Source organism: Steroidobacter gossypii, from assembly GCF_016801985.1.
Lineage (GTDB): Bacteria > Pseudomonadota > Gammaproteobacteria > Steroidobacterales > Steroidobacteraceae > Steroidobacter > Steroidobacter gossypii.
Genome location: NZ_JAEVLS010000001.1, coordinates 424,040 through 440,102, shown reverse-complemented (window position 1 = coordinate 440,102; position 16,063 = coordinate 424,040). Strand labels below are relative to the sequence as shown.

The 16,063-nt window shown below is 63.4% G+C and carries 13 protein-coding genes; 10 read left to right on the top strand and 3 right to left on the bottom strand.

Going from position 1 to position 16,063, the window contains the following annotated elements; all coding sequences use genetic code 11:
- Window positions 1-132: 132 nt before the first annotated feature.
- From trxA to JM946_RS02020, 3 genes are all read left to right on the top strand, one after another.
- On the top strand, window positions 133-462 hold the full coding sequence (trxA, locus tag JM946_RS02030) for a thioredoxin TrxA (RefSeq protein WP_322110882.1): 330 nt from the start codon (window positions 133-135) through the stop codon (window positions 460-462).
- A 230-nt stretch (window positions 463-692) separates the two neighbouring features.
- Window positions 693-1,949 (top strand): transcription termination factor Rho, encoded by a 1,257-nt coding sequence (gene rho / locus JM946_RS02025; RefSeq protein WP_116808373.1) that lies wholly within the window; start codon window positions 693-695, stop codon window positions 1,947-1,949.
- 258 nt (window positions 1,950-2,207) lie between these two features.
- Entirely contained in the window at window positions 2,208-4,055 is a 1,848-nt protein-coding gene (locus JM946_RS02020; protein WP_203165466.1) for a bifunctional diguanylate cyclase/phosphodiesterase, read from the top strand.
- 10 nt (window positions 4,056-4,065) lie between these two features.
- Here JM946_RS02020 and JM946_RS02015 read toward each other — a convergent pair whose 3' ends face one another.
- Both JM946_RS02015 and JM946_RS02010 read right to left on the bottom strand, forming a co-directional pair.
- On the bottom strand, window positions 4,066-5,940 hold the full coding sequence (locus tag JM946_RS02015) for an alpha/beta hydrolase family protein (protein WP_203165465.1): 1,875 nt from the start codon (window positions 5,938-5,940) through the stop codon (window positions 4,066-4,068).
- A gap of 243 nt (window positions 5,941-6,183) precedes the next feature.
- Window positions 6,184-7,485: a M20/M25/M40 family metallo-hydrolase gene (locus tag JM946_RS02010; RefSeq protein ID WP_203165464.1), complete on the bottom strand. Its 1,302-nt coding sequence runs from the start codon at window positions 7,483-7,485 to the stop codon at window positions 6,184-6,186.
- Window positions 7,486-7,557: 72 nt separating this feature from the next.
- On the opposite strand from JM946_RS02010, the gene JM946_RS02005 reads away from it, so the two are divergent.
- The gene (locus tag JM946_RS02005; RefSeq protein ID WP_203165463.1) at window positions 7,558-8,649 is read left to right on the top strand and encodes an MBL fold metallo-hydrolase; all 1,092 of its coding nucleotides are present in this window, start codon (window positions 7,558-7,560) and stop codon (window positions 8,647-8,649) included.
- On the opposite strand, the gene JM946_RS02000 is transcribed toward JM946_RS02005, so the two are convergent.
- Window positions 8,639-9,337, bottom strand: a complete 699-nt coding sequence (locus tag JM946_RS02000) for a DUF4097 family beta strand repeat-containing protein (protein WP_203165462.1) — start codon at window positions 9,335-9,337, stop codon at window positions 8,639-8,641. The two genes, JM946_RS02005 and JM946_RS02000, sit on opposite strands and share 11 nt — an antisense overlap.
- A gap of 142 nt (window positions 9,338-9,479) precedes the next feature.
- On the opposite strand from JM946_RS02000, the gene JM946_RS01995 reads away from it, so the two are divergent.
- The 6 genes from JM946_RS01995 to JM946_RS01970 all read left to right on the top strand — a co-directional run bounded on the left by JM946_RS01995 (window position 9,480) and on the right by JM946_RS01970 (window position 16,043).
- Entirely contained in the window at window positions 9,480-9,983 is a 504-nt protein-coding gene (locus JM946_RS01995; RefSeq protein ID WP_203165461.1) for a DUF2721 domain-containing protein, read from the top strand.
- A 108-nt stretch (window positions 9,984-10,091) separates the two neighbouring features.
- The gene (locus JM946_RS01990; protein ID WP_203165460.1) at window positions 10,092-10,595 is read left to right on the top strand and encodes a hypothetical protein; all 504 of its coding nucleotides are present in this window, start codon (window positions 10,092-10,094) and stop codon (window positions 10,593-10,595) included.
- A 50-nt stretch (window positions 10,596-10,645) separates the two neighbouring features.
- Window positions 10,646-11,929, top strand: a complete 1,284-nt coding sequence (locus JM946_RS01985) for a dicarboxylate/amino acid:cation symporter (protein WP_203165459.1) — start codon at window positions 10,646-10,648, stop codon at window positions 11,927-11,929.
- A gap of 30 nt (window positions 11,930-11,959) precedes the next feature.
- A complete protein-coding gene (locus JM946_RS01980) occupies window positions 11,960-12,538 on the top strand; it encodes a GNAT family N-acetyltransferase (RefSeq protein ID WP_203165458.1) in 579 nt (192 codons plus the stop codon).
- Window positions 12,539-12,763: 225 nt separating this feature from the next.
- Window positions 12,764-15,661: a protein kinase domain-containing protein gene (locus tag JM946_RS01975; RefSeq protein WP_203165457.1), complete on the top strand. Its 2,898-nt coding sequence runs from the start codon at window positions 12,764-12,766 to the stop codon at window positions 15,659-15,661.
- A gap of 7 nt (window positions 15,662-15,668) precedes the next feature.
- The gene (locus JM946_RS01970) at window positions 15,669-16,043 is read left to right on the top strand and encodes a hypothetical protein (RefSeq protein ID WP_203165456.1); all 375 of its coding nucleotides are present in this window, start codon (window positions 15,669-15,671) and stop codon (window positions 16,041-16,043) included.
- Window positions 16,044-16,063: the final 20 nt, after the last annotated feature.

The window sequence follows — 16,063 nt, the reverse complement described above, 5'->3', positions numbered from 1 at the left end:
CCGCCAACATCACGCGCATGACCCACGCATGGACCCATGTATCGCCCTAGGCGCCGGTTTGAGTCACTGCCATTCCCAATAACCACCACCCGTCCATTCCACTCAATTCATCACACCCCCGGAGAGTTTCTGGTGAGCAGCGAGACGATTGTGCATGTCACCGACGCCAGCTTTGAAGATGACGTCGTCAAGGCCAAAGGCCCGGTCCTGCTGGACTTCTGGGCGGAATGGTGCGGGCCCTGCAAGATGATCGCGCCCATGCTGAACGAGATCGCGACCGAATATAAAGAGAAGGTCACGATCGCCAAGCTCAACATCGACGAGAACCCCAAGACGCCGCAGCGATTCAACGTGCGCGGCATTCCCACCCTGATTCTCTTCAAGAACGGTCAGGTCGAAGGCCAGAAGGTGGGAGCCCTCCGTAAATCAGACCTGGCCGCATTTCTGGACAGCAAACTGTGAGAGGCTATCTCGGCAATCAGGCCCGTAATCGCCCGGGCAACAAAGGTGGCGGCGGCGGCCGCTCCAACCGCGGCAACAACGACAACCGCGGCAATCGCGGCAATCGCGGCGGCAACAACGATCATCGTGGGGAAGGCCCGCAGCACGACGACCTGCCGCTCGACGACGCGTTCGACGGCGAGGACGTCGGCGTCATCTCCCCAGCGGAACTGGCCGCCTCGCGCCAGTCCATGAACCTGACTCAGCTGAAGCTGAAGCCGGTGCCGGAGCTGGTGGAGATCGCGCAGAAGATGGGGCTGGAGAACCTGGCCCGTTCGCGCAAGCAGGACATCATCTTCTCCATCCTCAAGGCGCACGCGCGCAGTGGCGAGGATATCTACGGCGACGGCGTGCTGGAGATCCTGCAGGACGGCTTCGGCTTCCTGCGCTCCGCCGACAGCTCCTATCTGGCCGGCCCCGACGACATCTACGTCAGCCCCAGCCAGATTCGTCGTTTCAACCTGCGCACCGGCGACTCGATTTCCGGTCTGATTCGTCCGCCCAAGGACGGCGAGCGCTACTTCGCGCTGTTGAAAGTGGGCGAGATCAATTTCGATTCTCCGGAAGGCGCCAAGCACAAGGTGCTGTTCGAGAATCTCACGCCGCTGCATCCGACCAAGCGCTTCAAGCTGGAGCGTGGCAACGGCTCGAGTGAAGACCTCACCGCGCGCATCATCGATCTGGTGGCGCCGATCGGTAAGGGCCAGCGCGGTCTGATCATCTCCCCGCCCAAAGCGGGTAAGACCATGCTGTTGCAGAACATCGCCAGTTCCATCACCTCGAACCATCCCGATGTTTATCTGATCGTGCTGCTGATCGACGAGCGTCCGGAAGAAGTCACCGAAATGGCGCGCACCGTGCGCGGCGAAGTGGTGTCCTCGACGTTCGACGAGCCGGCCACCCGCCACGTGCAGGTCGCCGAAATGGTGATCGAAAAGGCCAAGCGCCTGGTCGAGCACAAGCGCGACGTGGTGATTCTGCTTGACTCGATTACCCGCCTCGCGCGTGCTTACAACACCGTGGTGCCGAGCTCCGGCAAGGTGCTCACCGGCGGTGTCGACGCCAACGCCCTGCAGCGTCCGAAGCGTTTCTTCGGCGCCGCTCGCAATATCGAAGAGGGTGGCTCGTTGACCATTCTCGCGACCGCCCTGATCGACACCGGCTCGCGCATGGACGACGTGATCTACGAGGAGTTCAAAGGCACCGGCAACTCGGAAATCCACCTGGATCGGCGCGTGTCCGAGAAGCGCGTGTTCCCGGCCGTGAATATCAATCGCTCCGGCACCCGCCGCGAGGAACTGATCACTTCCGCCGAGGAGCTGCAGAAGATCTGGATCCTGCGCAAGCTGCTGCACCCGATGGATGAGCTGGCGGCCATCGAGTTCCTGATCGACAAGATGAAGGACACCAAGACCAACGGCGAGTTCTTCGACGCGATGAAGCGCTAGCGCCACGCGATGGTGCAAGCGCGTTGACCGAGCAGCGGTCAATGCCGTCATGCGATCGCGCATCGGTACCACCTCTCGCGGAGGGGCTGGCCGATGTGCGCTCTATCACAGATTTCACATTCCTAGGTGAACACATCGATGACGTCGGCCATCGATGCGAAGCCGTTCGCTGTTCGGCCTCCCCAAGCTTATTTAAGTTGTATGCAACACAAGCCCTAGGGATCCACGGGGAAAGCCGGGTCAACCCGGCGCACGCGCATGTCCGACTCACGCTCCGACTCGCCGACGCTACGGTTGCGCCGTTTGGACGCATCGGCGTTGGAGCTTGCCGATGTCATGCGCGAGGGGCGCATCACGACCCTGTTTCAGCCCATCGTCGATCCGCGCTCGCGCGGCATCTGCGGCTATGAAGCGCTGACTCGCGGCCCGTCCGACAGCTGGCTGCACGCTCCGCAAAATCTGTTCGAAGCCGCGCGTCGCGCCGACCTCAAGGTCGAGCTCGATTTTCTGTGCATGCAAAGCGCGTTCAAACGTTTTGTCGCTGCGCGCGCCGCCGGCCAATTGTTCATCAATGTGTCGCCCGACACGATTTACGAACATCCGAATTTCGCCGAACGCTTCGTCGAACTGGCGCGCAGCGAGGGCATGGCGAGCGATCGCGTGGTGATCGAGCTGACCGAGGAAAGTCTGCTGGAAGACTACGACCGGTTGCGCTCGGCCATGCAACGCCTGCGCTCCGCCGGTTGCGCTATCGCCATCGACGATCTGGGCGCGGGCTCGTCCGGACTGCGCACGTGGTCGGAGCTGAAGCCGGACTACGTGAAGATCGATCGCTATTTCGTCACCGGCATCGACGCCGACGCGACCAAGCTGGAGTTCGTGCGATCCATGCTCGATATGGGGCGCGCCATGGGCTGTCGAGTCATCGCCGAAGGCGTGGAAACCGAGCGCGAGTGTCGTGAACTGGTGGATCTCGGGCTGGATCGTTTGCAAGGTCATTTGTTCGGCCGCCCGAGCACGGCGCCCAGCGCGGCCCTACAACAGGTGGAGTCGCTGGATCGCTCCATCGTGACCCACACGGCGCTGTGCGCTGAACACATCGCGACTTATGTGCCGCCCGTGCCGCCGGAAATGCGCGTCACCGAAGTCGCAGATTTGTTTCGTGATACTCCCGAACAGCTTAGCTTTCCGGTAGTGCAGGACGGTCGGCCGCTGGGAGTGGTCCGTCGCGAACGTCTGTTCGATCTGCTTGCCAAGCCGCTGCATCCGGAGATTTTCAACAAGAGGCCGGTCACGGCGGTAATGGAATCGCCCACGCTGCTGATCGACGGTCAGCTGCGTCTGGAGCAGGTCAGTCGGCTGGTGACTCAGAAGGGCCGGCCGCGGCTCACCGAAGAGTTCGTCATCACCAAGGACGGGCGCTATCACGGCTTGGGGCAAACCATCGACGTGCTTCGACTGATCACCGAGCAGCAGTTGCAATCGGCGAAACATTCCAATCCGCTGACCCTGCTGCCCGGCAACGCCGCGGTTCGCAGCACCGTCGACAAGCTCATCGAGTCGCGCAAACGTTTCATCGCGGCATATTTCGACCTGGATTCGTTCAAGCCCTACAACGACGTGTATGGCTATGCGCATGGCGATCAGGTGATCCTGCACCTGGCCGCGCTGCTCAAGAATCATTTTTCGGCGCGGCTGGATTTCGTGGGCCACGTCGGCGGCGACGATTTTCTGGTCCTCATGCGCTCAGCCGACTGGCGCGAGCGCGTGGTCAATGTGCTGGAGCGGTTCGCCGAGACGGTAGCGAACTTTTACTCACCCGAGCACGCCGCGGCCAAGTCCATCACCGCCACTGATCGCGACGGCCGTCAGCGCAAGTTCCCTCTGCTGACTTTGTCGGTCGCCGCATTGGATTCGGAAACCATGGGCGCGACCAGCGCCGACGCCGTCGCTCACCTGCTCGCGCACGTGAAGAAATACGCCAAACAGCAGACCGGCAACAGCTTCGTACTTCGCAGCGACGAGCGCATCGTCGACCTGCTCGCCGCCGCTCGCCGGCCGCCGCCCGATATGCTGCCGATGGAGCAGCTGATGACCAGCGCCTGACGGGCGCGTTTCAGTCCGCTCCTTGCAGCTTGGGCGCAAGATGTTCCGAGAGGAACTTCTCCAGCTCCGTCAGCACTCGAAAGCGAGAGTCGCCGCGTGACAGCCAGTGATCCTCGCTTGGCAGTTCGACGAACCGGACCTGTTTACCCGCCGACCGCAGAGCGTTTTCCATCAGCTGCGCTTGTTCCATGGGCACTACGGAATCCGAAGTGCCATGAAGCAACAGGATTGGCGCGCGAATGCGAGCCGCGGCGCGCGCAGGTGACATCGCAATCACATTCGCATCGGTCGGCGCGCCAATATGATCGGTCCAGTAAGCCACTGCATCCGATTCCTTGCCCCATGAGCGCTCGTATCCGAGCATCGCCGGCAAATCGGAAACGCCGTTGATGCTGACCGCGCATGCATATAAATCCGGCGTGAAAGCCGCGCCCGCGAGAGCGGCATAGCCACCGTAGCTCGCGCCGACGATACAGATGCGGCGCGGATCGGCCAGGCCTTGTTCCACGAGCACTTTGACGCCGTCGGTCACGTCGTCCTGCATCAATCCGCCCCACTGACGAAACCCCGCTTTTGCATGGGCCACACCGAAACCCGATGAGCCTCGGAACTGCGGTTGCAGGACGGCGTAGCCGCGTGACGCCAGAAATTGCGTTTGCCAGTCGAAGTCCGCTGTGTCGCGAGACTGCGGTCCGCCGTGAGGCAAAACGACCAACGCCAGTTGTTTCGCTTCTTTGCCCGGTGGCAATGTGAGATAGGCAGGGATCTCATATCCGTCGCGCGCTTTGTAGCTGAAGGAACGAACCTCGCCCAGCGTTACGTTTGCCAGCTCCGGGTACAGCTCGCCGACGATATCTGCTGCGCCTCGTTTATAATCGATCAGGTAATACGTGCCTGGCTTGCCCGATCCGGCTACATACACGAGCGCGCGCGTGTAGTCCGATGAGCGGCCGATCAGTTGCGCATCCAAGCCACCAAATGTCTTGCGCAGCCCCTCGTTGCGCTTGGCTGCTTTGTCGTCCAGCCATTGAATGGTCGGATCGATGCCGCCAAGCCATGCGCCGTGCACACGGTGAGTGTACGGATCGGATTCCAGCGCCGAGATCTCGTACTGTTCACTCGCCGCAAGCACCTGAGGTGCGCCGCCTTCGATCGGCAGGCGCCACAGCGCGCTACGTTCGCGCCCCAGCGCACCGACCAACAGAATCGCTCCGTCCTGGGTGGTCGATCTCGCCTCGGGCGGGTTGTCCGACTCCAGGCTGTAGATCTCCGTCCAGCCGATAGCGTCTCGGCGCACCACTGAGAACCGCTTGCGGTCAGCGAGCCATTCAGTACGGGCTATGGGCTCGCCTTGCTCATTCACGATCCAGTCGGTGGTCCAGGGTGTGCCCTTGCTCAGCAGCTTGCCTTCGCCGGTGGTGATGTCGACTTCATAAACGTTATATGTGAAGCCGGCGTCCTTGCGCCCGCCGCTGAGGCGTGACCCGAGTTCCTGTCGATAGTTGGTTCGCGAAAAATCCCAACTCGCCATCACCACCTTGTTGGGATTCGCGACGGGTATGGCGAGCAGTTCCGCACCGGCCGGGCTGCCCTGGTTGTTCAGCAGACCCAAGCTCTTGCCGGTTCGCACGTTCAGCGCGGAGATGCGGTATCTCTCATGCTGGTACTGAGGCGCGTGGGCTGGAACATACGTAAAGGTGCTGTGGATCAGCAGCGTGTCGTCGTCGGCCCAGTCGAGGCTGCGGAACTTCACACCCGGCCCCGGGCGCATGACTTGCAGCTGCGCATTCGCCGACACATCGATGACTTGCACGGCGAGGCCGGCTTCCCGATTGTCGAACCAGGCAAGCTGCTTGCCGTTGGGGCTGAGCACCACGGCTGACATCGCAGCTCCTCTCGCGAACGCTGCCGCCGATGGCGGCGCTGCTTCCGTAGCTTGCGCACTCGCTGTCCATGAAATCCATTGACATAGTGAAGCCGCCGCCAATGCGGCTGCCAGACTGCGCTTCATTTCCGCTGATCTCCCTGATGTTATTGTTCCTGTTCACAAGTATATCGATACTTTTTACAGAGCGCCGTTCGAGGCAATCGTGCGGCAGGCGGAAAGCTCGCAGTCAGCAGTGCCGCGTTACTTCTTGCCCAACCGATACAACAACACCGCCAACCGCTGCGACTGAATCTTGAAAGTGCGGAGGTCGGCAAACTCTTCGGGGGTGTGGGAGCCGCCGCCGAGGAGGCCGAGGCCGTCGAGAGCCATCTCGACGTGGTTGGCGGCGAACGAGATATCGGCGGCGCCGGCGTTGCGGGGATTGACTTCGGTAACGGGGCCGAAGCCGAGGTCGCGGCTCACGGCATCGTACATCGAGAGCAGCTTGCGATTGCCCTCGGTAGGCGCCATGGGCGGATAGCTGTCGGTGAACTCGATGGTTGCCGAGGTTTGCGGCAGGCTGGCTGCCACGACTTTGCGCATCTTGGCGCGAGTGTCTTCCAGCTCCTGCATGGTCAACGTCCGCAGATCGCCGGATGCGATGGCGATCGGTGTGACGATGTTGTTCTTGCCCGAGAGAGTAGCGCTCAGCGGTTGGCCTTTGAAATCAATCTGAGTGCTGCTGGCAACCAGGCCGGGATTGAAAGTCACAAACTCTTCGCCGCGCACTTGTTCGTAGAAGCCATTGAGGATGCGACCCAGCTCATAGGCCGCGCCCGCGCCAACTTCATCGGAAAAAATCTGCGATGAATGCGAGCTCTTGGCCGTGACTTTCACCACCCAGCCAGTGGAGCTGCGGCGAGCAGTGACCGCAGTTTTCGGATCGTCAGCGGCGTTCTCCAAGCCGATGGCGATGTCCGCCGCCTTGGCTGCTTCGATCAGATCGCGGCGAGCGAGATCGAGCGGTCGCCCGGAATCTTCCTCGTCGCCGTGCAGGACCACGGTGATTTGCAGTGAATCGAGCAGCTTGGCCTGACGAAGCGCGTCCAGCGCGGCCAGTCCCACGACGATGCCGCCCTTCATGTCGGCCGCGCCCGGACCGCGAGCGATGTTTTGATCGACGCGCTCCCAGCGTTGAAACGGATGATTCGGCTCGAACACCGTGTCGATGTGACCGATGAGCAGCACGTGCGGGCCGCGCCCTGGGCGAGTGGCCACCAGATGTCCCGCTCGCTGGAACGGCGCGCCGTCGACCCAAGTGACTTTGAATCCCAGCGCCTCGAACCGAGGTCGCAGCACATCGCCGACCTTGCGCACTCCGGCGAAATTCATGGTGCCGCTGTTCACGTTCACGATCTGTTCCAGCAGCGCGATCGAGGCGTTCTCGCCCGCGGTCAAGTGGCTGACCAGCGCTTTTTCCCTGGCATCCAGCGACGCGGAGTCGGAATACGCCGGCAGCGCGCCAGCAAGGGCGAGGGCAACGATCGTGCTCGCGAGTCGCATGGTGGAATTTCCTCTTTCGGCCAAGAGGCCGCATGATACGCGAGCCCCTGACGCGGATCCTTCCCAACCCTCATGAGCGTTTCCGATCCCGGCACCCACCCCGCACCCACCGTGACTGCAGAAGGCGAGGCGTTTCCATCCGCCCCGCGTCGTCTGCAGTACGTGGATCTCCCCGCGCCTGGCCCCGGGCAAAGCGTGGAGATCGCGCCCGGGCTGCGCTGGGCCCGCATCCCGTTGCCGCTGGATCTGAATCACATCAACGTGTGGTTGGTGGAGCTCGAAGAGGGCTGCATCGTGGTCGACACCGGCATGGCGGCGTCGATCGGCAAGGATGCGTGGGAAAAGATCGAGCGCGACTATTTCTCACGACGACCCCTGCGCGCGATATTCACGACGCACATTCATCCCGATCACATCGGGCTGGCAGCGTGGCTGCAGGAGCGTTGCAACGTCCCCGTGCTCATGTCGCGGCGGACGCATGAGCTCGCGCGGGCCATGTGGGGCGGCGAGGGCAGGGCAGTGTTCGCCGAGGCCGAGCAATTCTTTCAGTCGCACGGCCTCACCGACGCAACACAGATCCGTGCGATGTTTCGACCCGAGCGCTTCGCTCGCATGACCAGCGGCATGACACGCGTCGAGCACTTCGTGGCCGATGAGGAAGTTCTGCGCTGGGGTGCGGGCGAATGGACCGCGCTCGAGACCAACGGTCACGCCGAAGGTCATTTGTGCCTGTCGAACCCGGCGCTGGGTGTGTTGATCAGCGGCGATCAGGTGCTGCCGACGATTTCATCCAATATCAGTTTCATGTTCGGCCACGGCGATGCCAATCCGCTGGGCTCGTTCCTGTCGTCTTTGCAGCGACTGCGTGCGCTCTCCGAAGATACGCTGGTGTTGCCAGCGCACGGCGTGCCGTTTCGCGGACTGCGCCAGAGGATCGACGATCTCACCGGCCATCACCTGGAGCAGCTGGACAAACTGGCGGCGCTGTGCGCACAGCCAAAGCTGGCGGTGGACGTGTTGCCATTCATGTTTCGCCGCGAGCTCAAGGACATGCATCTGTTCCTGGCGTTGGGCGAAGCGCTGGCGCATCTGGAATATCTGGTTCATGCCGGTCGCGTCCGGCGCGAGCTGCGCGCCGGACGCATCCATTACATCAGTCTTTGATCGGCGTCGCGCCGACGATCTTGCCGACCGTGGCTCGCTCGCTGATGCGCAGCTCGACCGGACGATCGAAGCGCAGCGTGCCGTTCACGACCGCGTCCGGGCCGATGGTGACTTTCGGCTTGTGCTTCTTGCTCGAGAACATGCTGAAGTCGGGCTTCTCGACATGGATGCCGCCATCCACGCGCGATCCGGCGCCAATCTCGATGTCGCCGTTGGTGGTCTTGATGCCGTTGCCGACGCGCGCGGCGTCGAGCTCGATGGCGCCATTGACGTTTTCCACGTGACCGCCCACCTGAGCCTGCCTGGCCAGCACGATATCGCCGTTGACCGAGGTGACATCGCCCCGCACCTGCGCCTGTTCGTCGATGCGCAACTCGCCGTTGACCAGCTCCACCGACTCGGCCTTGACGCCGCGCTCCAGAGTCACGTCGCCATTGACCCCGTCGATGTCGCCGACGCTCGAGTCGCTGCCGATATCGATCGAGCCACTGACCGTTTCGATATCGCCGGCGGTCACGGAGCTTTCCAGCCGGATCGAGCCATTGACGGTTTCCACCGAACCCACCTGTCGTCCGCTGGCCACGTGAATCGAGCCGTTGACCTTGGAGATATTCTCGCCGTCGGCCCACAGCAGCGGGCTCGCCAACACCAGCACCACCGTGCTCAACGCCGCCAGTTTGTTCCGCATGTTCGCACCTCCTGTTTGCAGGATTGGACGCGGGCGGGGCCGAAAGGGTTGCAATGGGCGTCCGGACGAATTGCAACTGCCTAGCGGCAATGCTCGAACAGCTGGTGTATCGTTCGAACGCACGCATCACTCGAGGTTCTGCATGCTCAGCCTGGGTTCGCAGGTCGCCAACCTGGGGCAGGTCATTCAACTGGCCGTGGCCCCGGTGTTTCTTCTGGCCGGTGTCGGCACGACGTTGAATGCGCTCGCGACGCGGGTCGGCCGCATCATCGACCGTGCGCGCACCCTGGAAGACCGGCTGCAGTACGCGACCCCGGAGCAGGCCGATGAGCTGCACAAGCTGTTGCGCATCCTGTCCAAGCGCGCCACGTTGATCAATCGCGCCATCGGCTTGTCAGTCACCTGCGGCTTGCTGGTGTCGCTGGTCGTCGCGGCGCTGTTCGTCAGCTCGGCGCTCGGTCTCCACCTCGATGTGCCCATCGCCATCACGTTCGTGGTCGCCTTGCTCGCGCTCGCGCTCGCGTTGATTTATTTCCTCCGCGAAGTGATTCTCGCGACCAACTCGCTGTCGTTCGGCGGAGTGCGGCCCGTATCGCCCGCCGTCGACAAGGCCGCAGCGGTCAAAACATCCGTCGCCAAAGAATGACAGCCACGGACAAATTGCGCGCAAAACTGCCGATGCATGTCGCTTCGCCCGATTCCGTGATCCAGTGCACAACTTGGCGCGGTCGAGCGCCGGCATCATCGCGCCCGCATGATCCAGCCGCCGCCAGAAATCGTTGTTCAGCCCGATGCGTTTCGCGTCTCCAAGGAATCGACCCTGCTCACATGTGAGCTGCGCGGCGCGCTAGCCGTGTGCGTGTATGACGACACCCAACCGGCCGGTGGTGTGTTGCATCTTCGCTATGTCGCCATCGCCAACGATCAACCCATCGATCTCACCGATAACACCCTCAGCTCGGACCTGTTGTTGATGGATCGATTCTGCAAGGAGCTGCGCTCGGTGGGCGCGCGCAAGCAGAGCTGGCGCGTGAGCATCTTCGGTCACACGCCCGATGTGCCAGGCATGGCAGCGCCGGCGGCCACGGTGATCGATCTCGCCAAGGCGTATTTCGCCGATGCGCGCTTGCCGGTCGAATGCAAGGAGTTCAATCGCTCGCCGGGCTTGCTCGTGCGCCTCGATCCGAGGAATGGAAGGATCTGGATCAATGGCACGGCGGGCGCAGAGGCCGGCGTCAGGCAGGTCGCGCCCGAGTAACTCCGCTCGTGTAGACTGGTCCGCATCCCCATCTTTATTCGCGGACCAGGATGGCAATCGACGCCCATGCTGCGCCAGCGGCGCCCACCCGCTGGTATGGCTCGCTGTATGTCCAGGTGCTGATCGCCATCGCCGTCGGCGTGCTGCTGGGTCATTTCGTTCCCGGCCTCGCCACCGACTTCAAACCGCTCGGCGACGGCTTCATCAAGCTCATCAAGATGATGATCGCGCCGATCATCTTCTGCACCGTGGTCACGGGCATCGCCGGCATGGAGAACATGAAGGCGATCGGCAAGACCGGGGCGCTGGCGCTGTTGTATTTCGAGATCGTCAGCACCATCGCGCTGGTCGTCGGGCTGGTGATCGTCAACGTGGTGCAGCCGGGCGCCGGCATGAACGTCGATGTTTCGCAGCTCGACGCCAGGGCCGTGGAGACGTACGCCAAGGCCGCCGAGCAGCAGAGTGTCACCGACTTTCTGCTGAATGTGATTCCCAACACCATCGTCGACGCCTTCGCCAAAGGCGATATCCTGCAGGTGCTGCTGTTCTCGGTGCTGTTCGGCTTCGCGCTGCATGCGGTCGGCGAGCGGGCGCGGCCGATCTTCGACTTCGTCGATCGTTTCTCCGCCGTGCTGTTCCGAATCGTCGGCATGATCATGCGGCTCGCGCCGCTCGGCGCGTTCGGCGCGATGGCGTTCACCATCGGTCAGTACGGCCTGGACTCGCTGGCCTCGCTGGGCAAGCTCATGGCGTGCTTCTACGCCACCTGCCTGTTGTTCGTTCTTGTCGTGCTCGGCGCCATCGCCAGGCTGCACGGCTTCAGCGTCCTGCGCTTCGTTCGTTACATCCGCGAGGAGCTGTTCATCGTGCTCGGCACGTCCTCCAGCGAATCGGTCTTGCCGCGAATGATGGCGAAGATGGAGCAGGCGGGCGCCGAGAAGCAGGTGGTCGGGCTGGTCATTCCCACCGGTTACTCGTTCAACCTGGACGGCACGTCCATCTACCTGACCATGGCGGCGGTGTTCATCGCGCAGGCCACCAATGTGCCCATGACCTTGCTGGACCAGCTCACCCTGCTGGGTGTGCTGCTGCTCACCTCCAAGGGCGCGGCCGGGGTCACGGGCAGCGGCTTCATCGTCCTGGCGGCCACCCTGTCCGCGCTGGGCACCCTCCCGGTGACGGCGCTTGCCCTGATCCTCGGCATCGATCGGTTCATGTCCGAGGCGCGCGCGCTGACCAATCTGGTGGGCAACGGCGTGGCCACGCTGGTGGTCGCCAAATGGTGTCGCGCCCTGGATGAGAACCGCTTGCGACAGGAGCTGGCGGGCGGCTGATCGGCCTCATAACTGGGCTACTATGGATGGATGAGCTCACCCGCCCCCTCCAGCCCCGCATCCGCCGCCGATGCCCCCTCGAACCTCGAGTTCGTCCCGGTGACCACGCCGGAGCAACTTGCCACCGTGGCGGCGCTCGCCCACGCCATCTGGTACGAATTTTACGTACCCCTGATCGGCCGGGCTCAGGTGGATTACATGGTGGCCAGGTTCCAGAGCGCCCCGGCCATGCAGGCCCAGATCGAGCAGGGCTATGAATACTTCCTTGTGCGGCGAGAAGATGCGCGCGCTTTGGACACCGGCTTCGGCGCCGACATCGGCTATTGCGCGGTTCAGGAACAACCCGGAAGGGTGATGTTCCTGAGCAAGTTTTATTTGCACCATGCGGCGCGTGGTTCGGGAACCGGGCGTAGATGCATGGAGTTCATTGAGGGGCTCGCTCGGCGGCGCGGGCTCTCTCTGTTGTGGCTGACCGTCAACAAGGGCAATCCATCGGTTCAGGCCTATCAGCGGCTGGGATTCCGGATCGCCGCGGAGCTGGTCATGGATATTGGCGGCGGCTTCGTAATGGATGACTATCGAATGGAAAAGGCGCTGCAGGCGCCGTGAGCTGTTACCGCCGGTCACGGCCCCGCGGGCCGGGCCGCCTCCAGGAGCCCTCCGGGGCAGGCAAGCGCGAAGTCGCACCCGGTCGGAAGGGGGCGACAGGTGTCGTTCAGCTTGCCGCCCCGCTAGATTGGGGGGCTTCGGCCCGCCCATTCCTCCGAACGAATGGGCCGACGGACCGACTAACGACTTATAGACGCCTGAGTTTGGGGCAAACTGCAAACGGTGATGAGCCTGTCCATCGACAAGGACCTTGGAGAGCAAGGCGAGAATGCGCGCGCGGTCCTCGCCAGTTGGCTGGATGATTACATCGCCGGCCGGTGCGACCGTGCCGATATGCAAGCCTCGTTCTTGTCGGTCTGCCGCAGCAACTCGGATGCGCCCTGGGACGCGCTCGCGCTGCTGGATCAATATCAGCGCCGCGGCCGCATCGACATGGCGTTGGCCCGCTCGCTCAAGACCGACATCGCGCAGCTGGTGTTCGGCGTGGCCAATCAGACCGAGACCAAGGATGACGCCGGCGACAAGCAGGACACCACCGACGTTACCATCGATACCACCGGCTCGCGCTGGCGCAAGCTGATCGCCGATCGCGATCCGGAGTCGATGAATTCCGAGCCGGCGGTGGTGGATCCGTCAACACGTCGCGGCGAAGAAGCAGCAGCCGCCCCGCGTCGCTCCAGCGACGGCGCAACTACCTTCCGCCGCAGCAGCGAGGACGATGCGGCTGGGTCCGGCCGGCGCACTGAAGACGATGACGCCACCTCCTTCCGCCGTCGCGGCAGCGATCATGATGCGACGGTCTTCGGTCGCACTGGCGGTGAAGAGGCGGCTGGCCCCGGCCGTCGCACGAGAGATGAGGATGCGACTGCATTCGGCCGCCGCGGCGAGGGCGATGACGCGGCTGCCTTCGGTCGTCGCACGGGTGCAAAGGATGAGGCTGGGACGGGTCGTCGCACTAGAGATGACGACGCCACTGCTTTCGGCCGCGGCACTGACGATACCGCGACTTCCTTCCGCCGCCGCGGCGTTGATGACGATGCGACCGCTTTCGGCCGCCGCGTTGCAGACGATGACGCGGCCACCTCGGGTCGCCGCACCGGCGAGGGCGATGCGACGATTTTCAGTCGCCGAAAGCTCGACGAGGCGACCGGCTTTCGCCGGGCCAGCGACAGTGATCCGACAGGCTTCCGCCGGCATCTCGACGAGCCGCTGACGCGGCCACCGCCGTCGATCAAACTCGCCGAGGACGAGACCGTCCTGGCGCGCGGTCCCAAGGACGACATCACTTCGAGCACTCGCGCGCACGATCTGGCGAGCGAGCGCCCAGCGCGTCCATCCGCCGTCCCACCGCCGGGACTTACCAGCGATGTACTCCGCGACCGTTACGAGCTGATTTCGATTCTGGGGCGCGGCAGCAGTGGCACCGTCTACAAAGCGGTCGATCGCCATCGCGCGCATCTCGACCCGGCGTCGCGCTGTGTCGCCGTCAAGGTCCTCAAGCTCAACTATCACGATCGGCCCGAAGAGCTCGCCCAGCTCGAGCGCGAATTCCACGAAGCGCAGTCCCTGTCGCATCCCAACGTGGTCAGCGTGTTCGACCTGGATCGCGATGGCAATGTGTATTTCATCGTCATGGAGTTGCTCGAAGGCGAGCTGCTCGCGGACATTCTGAAGCGGCTGGATGGCCAGACCATGGCTCGCCACCATGCGCTGGCCATCGTCAGCAGCGTGGGCGCGGCCCTGGCTCATGCGCATCGGCGCAATATCGTGCACGCCGATCTGAAGCCGCGGAACATCATGATCACATCGGCCGGCGAAGTGCGCGTGCTCGACTTCGGCTTCGCGCGCGATCGGCCGCTCGATCTGCATTCCTCTTCGGGATTGAACGATGTGCCAGTCGCGGCGCCGGCGTACGCCAGCGTCGAGCGTGTGAATGGCAGCGATCCGCATCCCAGCGACGATGTCTACAGCCTCGCGTGCATCGCTTATGAGTTGTTGTCCGGTCGTCATCCTTTCGGCGGCCGATCGGCGCCCCTGGCGCGCGCGCACGGCCGTCAGCCGCAACGCATTTCGGGATTGAGCGGCAAGCAGCAGCAAGCGCTGCAGCGTGCCTTGTTGTGGACTCGTGGCGAACGACGCATCGACGTGGTCGAGCTGCTCGCGGCATTGGGTTGTGGCGAAGCGCCGAATCGTCTCGGAGTGCCCTCGGAGTTGTCGGTGCCAGCGACCTCGCGGTCGCGTTGGCAACGGGCTGCAAGTGCAGCCGTGTTGGCCCTGGTGTTCGTGGCCGGCGGTTATATGGTGTGGCAGTACGGCCTCCTGCCCAAGAATCTGGTGAACGTGCTGCCGGTGAATCCGCCGGTTGGCGATCGCGAGTTGCAGAGTGAATCGGCGGGCGGCAACGCGATGCTCGATCGGCAAGTCGAGGCGGATGACACGATCGAGTCGCGAGCGTTGGAAACGATTGCGCCGCCCGCGGTTGCGCCACTCCCGTCGACACAGCAGCGGCCCTCAGGATCGTCATCCTCTGGCGCGCAGTCGCCGTCGAACGGGCAGGCGAGCGGATCTTCCTCGACAACGCGAAATGATGCTGAAACCAAAGCGCCAGCAACGGACCCTGAGCGTGCGCAGCCGCGGGTGAGTCAGTTGCCTCGTCGAGAGCCGGTCAAGGAGCAACCATCGCGTGCTCAGGCCGAGGCGCCAGCAGTAGCTGCCGGGTCTAGCGCAGCTCCCACTCCGTCGGCATCGGTTCCTCCCGCGCCTGCTCCGGGGGCGGCGCGTCCGGTCGTGATCGAGTTCGATAAAGACAGCTATGTGACTTCCGAAGGCGACGGCTCGGTGCGCCTGGTCATTCGACGCACGGGCTCGACCCGGCGCGATGTTTCCTTCACCTGGAACCTGCGCAGCAACTCTGCGGAAATGGGTTCGGACTTCGCGGGTATCGGCCCGGGCACTGAACGCATTCCAGCCGGCGTGCGCGAAGCTCACATCACGATTCCGCTGGTGCAGGACTCGATCAAGGAGACGACCGAGCTGTTCCTGGTCGAGCTGCAGGTCAACGAGGAAGGCGTGAATCTCGGCGAGCGCAGCAGCGCCGCCGTCATCATCGTGGACGACGATTGATCGCGCCGTGAACGTGCGATTCTCAGGCCAGGCGCTGTATTGTTGCATCAGCCGCGCTGAGCTCGCTCTGCTGGCCTCCGGTCGCTCAGTCGATCTCGTCGTGGCGCTGCCCCGCAATCACGCATTTCGAGTCAGCGTGCGGCCGTCGGTGATGAGTGCCGATCGCGGGGGCTGGCAGCTCGAAAGCGATCCCACCGGCATCTGGCTCACCATCCCACGCACGGAGCTCGAGCAGCTGGGGCAGACGATCGCGTTCGCCGAGAGATTGATGCGCTCGTTTCCGGTGTCCGCGAGCGAGCATGTGCAGGTGATTCTCGAAGTCGAACCCGAGACTCAGCCCGAAGAGCGCAGCGTGATCGAGATAACGCCGGAGCCGAGCTGACGCCCGTCGGGCTTGCGGAG